Below are 9,438 nucleotides of genomic sequence, written 5' to 3'. Positions count from 1 at the left end.
CCTTTTTCCGTTTGTGAACAAGCGGCGAGCGGCATCAGCAGGGCCATCAAAAGCATCGTTTTCTTCATTGTCGTTCCTCTCCGATAGGGAAACGCCTCCGCCGCCAAGCGAGTCTCTAACTCGCAACTCGGCGATTTGATCCACGGGCAAGGAATTCCGGCAAAGGATTGATTTGATCTTTTGCGATTGATCCCGACCCCTTCAGTGAGATGCTCTCAAAACGATACGGCATGACGCGCATGCAAGCTTCCAGGGTGCTTCCTCCGTCAAAGAGCGTGGACGCCAGATCGAATTTTGGTATACTCGTATACGAGATTCGCTGGAGCATTTGAATTCCATGGCAAGAACATTTCGGCCAAACCGGGCACATTTACCGACCGAAGCTATCGTCATCGGCGGCGGAATTGCCGGATGCACCCTTGCCTACGAACTGGCATCCAACGGCATCAAGACAATCGTCATCGAGCAGAACGTGATTGCGGCGGAGTCTTCGGGGCGCAACACCGGAACCCTGCTTAGCGGCCCCCAATCCGAGGTCGTCCAGATGTTGGACGCCTGCGTCCCGATCTATGAAGAACTGGCTGACGGCCCTGTTCCCTTTGAATTCGAAAGGATTGGGCACCTGCTGATCGCCGAGGATGACGAGACTTTGGAGAAAGCCGAAGCGACCGCACACTGCTATCGGCAGGCCGGTGTTGGCATGGAGCGGGCCACCGGGACCGATCTGGCCAACGACCACCCGGCCTTGGGGTTCAACGTGGCCGGCGGCTATTTCGTCGAGCGGGCATGGACCCTGGAACCGATGGGAGCCACCCATGCCTTCGCCCACGCCGCGCGTCAGGCGGGCGCGGTGTTTCAGACCGGCACGCGTGTCGCACAGATCCACACGCGCAACGGAAAGGTCCAGGGCGTCTTGACGGATCAAGGCATTTTGACCTCGGACATGGTGTTCATTGCCAACGGACTTTGGGCCAATGACGTCCTGCGCCGAACCGTTGGCGACGATCCCCTGCCGGGCCTCCCCCTTTCGGCGGGCCGCGGATGGCTTGTCCAGCTTGGTGCTCTTGGATTCAGGATTCCATGGATCGTTGAAGAGTTCACATGGCCCGATCAGGAAGAGCTTGGGAAGCGCATGTCCCTGCGCGGTCTGGAAGATCTTGCTCGCCAGCGTGACGACCAGATTGCGGTTGAGGCCATCTGCCTCAACCCGATGAAAGGCGGCGACGCACGCCTTGGCGCCACTGTCCAGCCGGCGTTCCGGGATCTGGTGCGCAACACCGACATAGCGAGCCGGATGGCCGCTCGAACGCTGCGCATGATCCGGGGCCTCGATGTTCCCACCATCAGGAACGTCTATCCGGGCAATCGGCCGATGTTGCCCGACGGATTGCCGGTAGCCGGGCCAACGCGCATCGAAGGGCTCTTCGTGCATGGCGGGATGGGATCGATAGGCATGCATGCGGCGCCCGCCACGGCGCGCTGGCTGGTCGATGCCGTGCTGAACAATGGCGGCGGCCAGATCACCAGGTCATGGCTGAGCCCAAACCGCTTTGCCGGATGGGACAGCTGACGTCACGCCGCATAGGGCTCATGCACGTCACTTTTCGCCGAGACGCTTCAGATTGGCGAGGCCGACCTCGAAATCCTTGCCGATCAGCGTGTCGAAATTCATGAACAGGCCCATCAGCTTGGCGATGAAGGGCCGGCCGCCGCGCATCGCCCAGGTGACGGCGGTGTTGTCGCCCGACGGCGTCAGGGTGAAGTCGACATTGTTGTTGGCCCTGAACGGCTTCTCAAAATCGAGTTTCAGCGACACCAGCGAGGACGGCACCGAATTGACGATCTCCATGCGCCCCTTGCCGGCCTTGCCGTTGCCCTCCCAGGCATAGGCCGCGCCCTTGCCGCTGTCGGTGCCGGAGAGCGTGCGCTTCATCTGCGGGTCGAGCTTTTCGTAGGGCGACCATGTCGGCCAACGGCTGAAATCATTGATCAGCGGGAAGATCGCTTCCGGCGGAGCCTTGATCGTGGCGGTGCGGGTGACGACGAAATCATTCGGCCGAGTCGCGGCATAGAGGAGCACGGCGGCGATGATGACGAGCAAGATAATGAGGATGGTGCTGAACATTTTTCTCTCCCTAAGGCAATTCCAGGAAAAGTGTGAAGCGGTTTTCTGTTCGGAATTGCTTCAAAACAATGAGACTATCGGCTGAACGGGATCAGCGCGCGCACGCGTGGGTCGCGCAGATACAGGCCACCCCACAGGATGATGCCGAGATAGACGCCGAACAGCGTGTGCGAGAACAGCGGATTATCGACGCGGAGATTGGTGGCGATGGCGCCGCCCATATAGGTGGTGAGCAGGATGGCGCCGAGCACCGCAGTGCGCGGCAAGGCGTAGAGCGCCGTCGAGATCAGGCCGATGATGCCGAGCATGCGCGCGACATTCGGATCCGCCGGCCAACCGAGCGGCACCATCGTCTGGGTGACGATGTCGAGCGGCGGCAGCTTGATGGCGCCGTCGAAGATCATGAACAGCACGATGACGCCGCTGAGCGCGCGGCCGGTCCACAGAGCGCCCGGCGATACGGGCACGGTTTCGGAAATGCTCATGGCGGTCCCTCCTGATGGTTCGAGCCCTTTCGCTGGGGTCGAACCAAGGACGCGGCATGAGGCTGCGATCCTACAGGATGCGGATTCTTTTTGGCGTTGTTCTGCCTACGAGAAGTAAAACTTCTCGGCCGGCAGCATTTTCGGTGGCGTTTCGCCCAGAGCCTCGAACACCGAGATCTCGCAGACCCTGCAGAGGCCGTCGAGAGCGAGGTCGTTGGCCTCGGTGCCGAACGGGTCCTCGAGTTCTTCCGACAGCGCGTCGAGGCCGAAGAAGGTGTAGGCGATCAGCGCGGTGAACAGCGGCGTCGCCCAGCCGGCGGCGGAGACCAGCCCGAAGGGCAAGAGCAGGCAGAAGACATAGGCGGTGCGCTGCAGAAGCAGCGTATAGGCGAACGGCAAGGGTGTTCCCATGATGCGCTCGCATCCGGCCTGCGCGGCGGCGATTTCCGACAGGCGCTCGTCGAGGATGCGGTAGCCGATCGTGTCGATCGCGCCGGCCTTGCGCAGCACGGCGATGCGGCGGCCCATGCCGCGTACCATCGCGTCGGGTGCGTTCGCTGCCTTGGCGACTATCTCGGTTTCGTCACCGATGAAGGCGCGGGCTTGCGGCGCCGCGTCGACCCGCCTGAGCAGCCCGCGCAGAAAGTGGCAGAAGGCGATCGCTTCCATCAGCAGGCCGCGCAATTCCGCCCGGTCGTCGACCAGCCCGGCGGAGGCGCGCGCCAGATTGCGGATATCGAAGACCAATTGGCCCCACAGTTTGCGCGCCTCCCACCAGCGGTCGTAGGCGGCATTGTTGCGGAAGCCGAGATAGATCGACAGCGCCACACCGAGCAGCGCGAAGGGTGCTGTGCCGGCATTGCCGAAGTCGAGCTTCAGCGCCCGCACGACCACCACCACCAACGCGCCATAGGCTGCAAAGCCAAAGATCTGCGGCAGGATGCGCGGCACCACCGAGCCGCGCATGATGAAGAACAGGTGCAGAAGGCGTGGGCGCGGGCGGACGATCATCAGAAGCCTTTCGCGGACCGGCGCTGGTCCTCAGCTGCTTTATTGTGCGACGCAACAGGTCCGCAAGCCCAGCCGCCAGCGACATCGCCATGTCGTCTGTACAGCGCCCGGGCTATCGGCACTCGCCGGTCGCGGCTATTGAGGAGCAGGTGGCTGCGGCCCGCTTCTGCAGGCGAGAGAAGACGAATGACCGGCGAAACCGATCTGAAGACACTGCTGGCATCGATGACGCCGGAACTGCTCGCCGGCACCTATGTCTTCGCCACGCTGGCGCCTGGCGTTCCCCAGCCGGAAGGCCTCGAGCCGGTGATGGTGTTCCGTGAGCGCGAGGGCGTGACGCTGATCGTAACCGACGAGGAGGCCAGCGCAGCGGCACTGACCGCTTCGTTCCGCTGCCGGATGGTGACGCTAAACATCCATTCGTCGCTGGAAGCCGTCGGCTTCCTCGCCGCCATCACCACGCGGCTCGCCGCCGCCGGCATGGGCGTCAATCCAGTCTCGGCCTTCTACCACGACCATCTGTTCGTGCCGGCGGACAGGGCTGAGGAGGCAATGGAGCTGTTGGTTGGGTTGGCGGCTGAGAATCGAAGCTGAGGCTGGTGCTGCCCCTCATCCCCCTGCCGGGACCTTCTCCCCGTGAACGGGGAGAAGGGGGGCTAACGGCCAGAGGCCGAGCCCGCGACTGCGGGCCGCCGGTCGTCCGGCGCCCTCGCGGAGGGCCCGCCGCGGCAGCGGCGATACGGCCCGTGAGCGAAAACTGAATCAGCCGTCAGGCCGCCTTCTTCTTCGGCTGGATCAGGCCGCGCTCGACCAGCAGCTCGGCGATCTGCACCGCGTTCAGCGCCGCGCCCTTGCGCAGATTGTCGGAGACGATCCACATCGACAGGCCGTTGTCGATGGTCGAATCCTCGCGGATGCGCGAGATGAAGGTGGCGTCCTCGCCGGCCGATTCCAGCGGCGTGATGTAGCCGCCGTCCTCGCGCTTATCCAGGACCTGGCAGCCCGGCGCCTCGCGCAGGATATCGCGCGCCTCATCGGCGGTGATCGGCTTTTCGAACTCGATGTTGACCGCTTCCGAATGACCGATGAACACCGGCACGCGCACGCAGGTCGCCGTCAGCTTGATCTTGGGATCGAGCATCTTCTTGGTCTCGGCGACCATCTTCCACTCTTCCTTGGTGGAGCCGTCGTCGAGGAAGACGTCGATATGCGGGATGACGTTGAAGGCGATGCGCTTGGTGAACTTCTTGACCTCGACGCCATCGGCGACGAAGACCGCGCGGGTCTGGGTAAAGAGCTCGTCCATGCCTTCCTTGCCGGCGCCGGATACCGATTGATAAGTGGCGACGACGACGCGCTTGATGGTGGCGAAGTCATGCAGTGGCTTCAATGCCACCACCAGCTGCGCCGTCGAGCAGTTCGGGTTGGCGATGATATTCTTGCGCGTGAACAGCGAGATCGCGTCCGGGTTCACTTCCGGCACGATCAGCGGCACGTCCTGATCGTAGCGGAAGGCCGACGAATTATCGATGACGACGCAGCCCTGCTTGCCGATTTTCGGCGACCATTCCTTGGAGACGTTGCCGCCGGCCGACATGATGCAGATGTCGGTGTCGGAAAAGTCATACTGGTCGAGCGTCCTGACCTTCAGCGTGCGGTCGCCGAACGACACTTCAGTGCCCTGGCTGCGCCGTGAGGCCAGCGCCACGACTTCGCTCACCGGAAAGCCGCGCTCTTCCAGTATGTTGAGCATTTCCCGGCCCACATTGCCCGTGGCGCCGACGACTGCAACCTTGAAACTCATCGAAAAATCTCCTGTCCCTCTCCGCTTGGTTTTTGGAGAAACCCGCTGGCCGATGCGGGTTCCGTCCCCCGGGCCGAACCCGGGAGAGGGTGGTTAGGCCAAGGGAATCACACCGTTTTGGCGGTGGTTTTGGCCATAGTTTTGCTGGAACGGGGAGACGTGCCGACCCGCCCGGCCCAATGATGTGCATTGAGGCTGGGGGCATCGAATGCAAGAAGAGCCATCAAAAGGCCGCGCATCGAAAGACGATCCCGTTCGAAGCGGGCTTTTACGCGGTTTGCGTCAAGAGTCAATTGCGATGAGCGCCCTGTTGCCCTGTACAATGGCAGCGGCACGAAGTACGAACGGCGTGACTATCCGGCTCATGGAGCGTCCCGACGCCCGCCGAAGACAGGCCCATTGCTGGGCATATAAGAATCCGAATTCCGAAAGAGTAAGATGTCCAACTTCGATGCACTCGTTCCCGCGCTGGCAAAGGCGCTGGAAAAACGCGGCTATTCCGAGCTGACGCCCGTACAGAAGGCGGTTGTGGCGCCCGAACTCGGCGAGGCCGATGCGCTGGTTTCGGCGCAGACCGGCTCCGGCAAGACGGTGGCCTTCGGCCTCGCCTTGGCGCCAACCCTGCTCGGAGGCGCCGAGCGCTTTGGCCACGCCGCGGCACCGCTGGCGCTGGCGGTGGCGCCGACGCGTGAACTGGCGTTGCAGGTGACACGCGAGCTGGAATGGCTCTATGAGCTGACCGGCGCCACGGTGGCGTCCTGCGTCGGCGGCATGGACATGCGCTCGGAGCGGCGCGTGCTGGAGCGCGGCGCCCATATCGTCGTCGGCACACCCGGCCGGCTGCGCGACCACATCACCCGGCACTCGCTCGACATGTCGGCGCTCAAGGCGGTGGTGCTCGACGAGGCCGACGAGATGCTCGACCTCGGCTTTCGCGAGGACCTCGAATTCATTCTCGACGCTGCCCCGGCCGAGCGCCGCACGCTGATGTTTTCGGCCACGGTGCCGCGCTCGATCGCAACGCTCGCCCAGGGCTACCAGCGCAATGCCGTGCGCATTTCGGCCGCCGGCGAGGAAAAGCAGCATCTCGACATCGAATACCGGGCGCTGAGCGTTGCCCAACCCGACCGGGAAAACGCCATCATCAACGTGCTGCGCTATTACGAGGCCAAGAACGCGCTGGTGTTCTGCAACACGCGTGCCGCCGTCAATCATCTGACCGCGCGCTTCAACAACCGCAACTTCTCCGTCGTCGCACTCTCCGGCGAACTCAGCCAGAACGAGCGCAGCCATGCCTTGCAGGCAATGCGCGACGGCCGCGCCAAGGTCTGCATCGCCACTGATGTCGCGGCGCGCGGCATCGACCTGCCCAACCTCGAACTGGTGATCCACGCCGACCTGCCGACCAACCCGGAAACGCTGCTGCACCGCAGCGGCCGCACCGGCCGCGCCGGGCGCAAGGGCGTCAGCGCGCTGATCGTGCCCAACAGCGCCCGCAAGCGCACCGAACGGCTGTTGCAGAATGCCGGCCTCAAGGCGACATGGGCGAGCCCGCCCTCGGCCGACGACGTGATGCGGCGCGACGACGAGCGCATCCTTGCCGATCCGGCTTTCGACGAGCCGGTGAAGGAGGACGAGCGCGGTTTCATCGACGCGCTGCTCGCCAGGCATGGTGCCGAACAGGTGGCCGCTGCCTTCGTGCGCCAGTGCCGCGCCAGCCGCTCGGCGCCGGAGGACTTGATGGAAATTGCGCCGTTCACGCCATCGCGTGAAAGACCGGCGGGCGAAAACTTCACACGCCGGGACGAAGCGCCCAGCCGCCGAGACGATTTCGGCGACAGCGTCTGGTTCTCGCTGTCGATCGGGCGCCGGCAGAATGCCGAGCCGCGCTGGCTGATCCCGATGCTGTGCCGCACCGGCAGCATCTCGAAGCGCGAGATCGGCGCCATCAAGATGCAGCCGGAAGAGACCTACGTGCAGATCGCGGCGGACTGGGCCGACCGCTTCCTGGCCGCGATCGGTCCCGACCGCAAGCTGCAAGGCAACATCCTGGTGAAGCGGCTGGACGGCACGCCCGATCTGTCGCGCGCCGGCTACCAGCCGCCAAGCCCCGACAAGAAACCGCATCGCGGCAAGGCGCCGTTCGACCCCAACGCGCCGAAGCGCAAATTCGAGAAACGCGCACCGGCTTCAGCCGATCAGCGCCCGGCAGTCGCGCATGAGGCAAAGCCGTGGGCGAAGCCGGGCAAGCCGAAATTCGACGCCACCGGCGCGCCCAAGCACAAGAAGGCGAAGAAGCGGCCCGCCTAAAACCTTGATCGGCTCGACGCACTCGCCTGCAGGCCTGCCTTGATGGCAGCCCAGCTAGCAGCCGCCGGCGTCGGCCGATGCTTCTCCGCGATGCGCTCGACCAGAGAGGATCGCCACGCATGGTCCTGCGCCATCCTGCGGATCGCCGCATACCAGCCTTGCTGATCTTGTGAATCGATCGCCGGCATCAGGCCGCCGGTCGCTTCGATCAGCGACGGCGCTGTCGAGACGATGACCGGAACGCTGAAATCGAGGCATTCCGAGGCGCCGTAGCCCCAGCCCTCGATATGCGAGGGAAAGACGCCGAAGGAAGCGCGGCGATAGTAGCCGATGAGTTCCTCGTCGCTGACCAGCCCGGTGAACGTGACCGACTGGAGGAGCTCAGGATGCGCCTTCAAATAAGCCCGCAGCGGCTCGATCATCCAACCCCAGCGCCCAGCGCAGACAAGCCGCGGCAGCTTGACGCCCTCGTCGAGCGCCTGCTGCCAGATCCGCGCCAGCAGGATGTGGTTCTTGCGTACTTCGATGGTCGAGCAGTAGAGCACGAACGGCTCGTCGGTCTCGATGCGCGAGGTCGTGCCAGCGCGTGATGCCGTCTCGTGCAGGATGGAGGGCATCGGAAAACGATACACGACCGGCGCGGCGACGCCTGCCTTGTGCATATGATCGGTCAGCGTCGCACCAACTTCCTCGGATGCACAAAATGCCGGCGCACCGGAACGCACGAGGTGTTCGAGATATGACCCGTAACGTCTCTCGCGAGGGGTCATACCAACCAGGTCGGGGCGCAGTGTCGGGATGAGGTCGTGGCAAAGAAACGCGAGGCCACCGGCGCGCGCCGAGACGGCGGCTCGGTCATCCCCGGTCAGAATGTGATGGCTGATCAAGACAAGGCCGCGTTCGGTCTCGGCCGCTCGGCTTGGAACGTCCTGGCGCAGGCCCGACCGGATCCTCGCCCGCTGGTACAGGCGATAGGCACGGATCAGCAGCTTCGTCGCCTGATAGGCAATCCCTTTGCGGCCATTGGTCACCGTCTTGGCGAGATGGCGGTCAGCGTCGCGCTTGCCCCATGGTTGCAGCGCCACTGCCTCGAAAGCCTGCGACAGCGCCGTGCGTCTTCCCGGCCACCTCTGGACCTGATGCGGTGAAATCTCGCCCGCCGCGACATGGTCCTGCTCGTAAGGGGCAAGTGGGCGGAACCGAGCTTCATCGGCTCTGAACGCCACCACCTCCACGCAAGAGTCGGGATCCGCCAACGCCGCGTTGATGAGAAAGCTTTCTACCCGTGGGATGCCGGCCAGGCCCTCGCCGGGTGGCCAGAACATCAGACCGGTGGCATCGATGGCCAGCCTCGGAGGCCTTGCGGCCTCTCTGTCCTCTATCGCGACGCTGGTATCGGAACACTCGGCTGTCATTGTCTGCTTTTGGGTCTGCTTTGGCGACGGCGGTTGTACTTGATGCCTTATGCTTCATCTGCCGGCAAGACGGTAGCCATGCTGCCCGGTATTGCCCATCGGCTCGGCCCTGTGCCACACGTTCGGCAGGGACGTGGCGAGCGGGGGTGGCAAATGCGCGGCGAAGTGCTTCACTATGACGAGGACCAGGGGTTTGGCTTCATCACCGGAGCCGACGGCAACCGCTACACCTTCACCCGCGAGAACCTGCGCCGGGAAACCGCCATGCCCAACGGCACGGCCGTCGAG

General features: G+C 63.9%; 8 protein-coding genes and 1 pseudogene. 4 read left to right on the top strand and 5 right to left on the bottom strand.

Going from position 1 to position 9,438, the window contains the following annotated elements; all coding sequences use genetic code 11:
* Positions 1–337: 337 nt before the first annotated feature.
* A complete protein-coding gene (locus EN935_RS11865; protein ID WP_127262537.1) occupies positions 338–1,570 on the top strand; it encodes an FAD-dependent oxidoreductase in 1,233 nt (410 codons plus the stop codon).
* A 27-nt stretch (positions 1,571–1,597) separates the two neighbouring features.
* Here EN935_RS11865 and EN935_RS11860 read toward each other — a convergent pair whose 3' ends face one another.
* From EN935_RS11860 to EN935_RS11850, 3 genes are all read right to left on the bottom strand, one after another.
* Positions 1,598–2,125 carry an SRPBCC family protein gene (locus tag EN935_RS11860; protein ID WP_127262521.1) on the bottom strand — a complete coding sequence of 176 codons (528 nt, stop codon included), beginning with the start codon at positions 2,123–2,125 and terminating at the stop codon, positions 1,598–1,600.
* Between the two features lie 74 nt (positions 2,126–2,199).
* On the bottom strand, positions 2,200–2,610 hold the full coding sequence (locus tag EN935_RS11855) for a DoxX family protein (protein ID WP_127262522.1): 411 nt from the start codon (positions 2,608–2,610) through the stop codon (positions 2,200–2,202).
* Between the two features lie 105 nt (positions 2,611–2,715).
* Positions 2,716–3,621: a bestrophin family ion channel gene (locus EN935_RS11850; protein WP_127262523.1), complete on the bottom strand. Its 906-nt coding sequence runs from the start codon at positions 3,619–3,621 to the stop codon at positions 2,716–2,718.
* A 186-nt stretch (positions 3,622–3,807) separates the two neighbouring features.
* Between EN935_RS11850 and EN935_RS11845 the strand changes: the two genes are divergently transcribed.
* On the top strand, positions 3,808–4,215 hold the full coding sequence (locus EN935_RS11845; protein ID WP_127262524.1) for an ACT domain-containing protein: 408 nt from the start codon (positions 3,808–3,810) through the stop codon (positions 4,213–4,215).
* 175 nt (positions 4,216–4,390) lie between these two features.
* Here EN935_RS11845 and EN935_RS11840 read toward each other — a convergent pair whose 3' ends face one another.
* A complete protein-coding gene (locus tag EN935_RS11840; RefSeq protein WP_027059343.1) occupies positions 4,391–5,425 on the bottom strand; it encodes an aspartate-semialdehyde dehydrogenase in 1,035 nt (344 codons plus the stop codon).
* 438 nt (positions 5,426–5,863) lie between these two features.
* Between EN935_RS11840 and EN935_RS11835 the strand changes: the two genes are divergently transcribed.
* Complete coding sequence (locus EN935_RS11835; RefSeq protein WP_109663698.1) at positions 5,864–7,735, top strand: DEAD/DEAH box helicase; 1,872 nt, start codon at positions 5,864–5,866, stop codon at positions 7,733–7,735.
* On the opposite strand, the gene EN935_RS11830 is transcribed toward EN935_RS11835, so the two are convergent.
* Positions 7,732–9,060: a glycosyltransferase gene (locus EN935_RS11830; RefSeq protein WP_245488930.1), complete on the bottom strand. Its 1,329-nt coding sequence runs from the start codon at positions 9,058–9,060 to the stop codon at positions 7,732–7,734. The two genes, EN935_RS11835 and EN935_RS11830, sit on opposite strands and share 4 nt — an antisense overlap.
* A gap of 243 nt (positions 9,061–9,303) precedes the next feature.
* Here EN935_RS11830 and EN935_RS41980 point away from each other — a divergent pair.
* A pseudogene (locus EN935_RS41980) lies at positions 9,304–9,438 on the top strand (DUF805 domain-containing protein); the annotation flags it as partial.

Origin of the sequence: Mesorhizobium sp. M7D.F.Ca.US.004.03.1.1, assembly GCF_003998635.1 — a bacterium.
Classification (GTDB): Bacteria; Pseudomonadota; Alphaproteobacteria; order Rhizobiales; family Rhizobiaceae; genus Mesorhizobium; species Mesorhizobium loti.
The sequence above is the reverse complement of the archived record's forward strand: the minus strand, read 5'-3'. Positions and strand labels throughout refer to the sequence as shown.

What these genes read in the sequence shown, in the direction of transcription:
- EN935_RS11865 (WP_127262537.1), top strand. Translation starts at nt 338, where the DNA reads ATGGCAAGAACATTTCGGCCAAACCGGGCACATTTACCGACCGAAGCT.
- EN935_RS11860 (WP_127262521.1), bottom strand. Translation starts at nt 2,125, where the DNA reads ATGTTCAGCACCATCCTCATTATCTTGCTCGTCATCATCGCCGCCGTG.
- EN935_RS11855 (WP_127262522.1), bottom strand. Translation starts at nt 2,610, where the DNA reads ATGAGCATTTCCGAAACCGTGCCCGTATCGCCGGGCGCTCTGTGGACC.
- EN935_RS11850 (WP_127262523.1), bottom strand. Translation starts at nt 3,621, where the DNA reads ATGATCGTCCGCCCGCGCCCACGCCTTCTGCACCTGTTCTTCATCATG.
- EN935_RS11845 (WP_127262524.1), top strand. Translation starts at nt 3,808, where the DNA reads ATGACCGGCGAAACCGATCTGAAGACACTGCTGGCATCGATGACGCCG.
- EN935_RS11840 (WP_027059343.1), bottom strand. Translation starts at nt 5,425, where the DNA reads ATGAGTTTCAAGGTTGCAGTCGTCGGCGCCACGGGCAATGTGGGCCGG.
- EN935_RS11835 (WP_109663698.1), top strand. Translation starts at nt 5,864, where the DNA reads ATGTCCAACTTCGATGCACTCGTTCCCGCGCTGGCAAAGGCGCTGGAA.
- EN935_RS11830 (WP_245488930.1), bottom strand. Translation starts at nt 9,060, where the DNA reads ATGTTCTGGCCACCCGGCGAGGGCCTGGCCGGCATCCCACGGGTAGAA.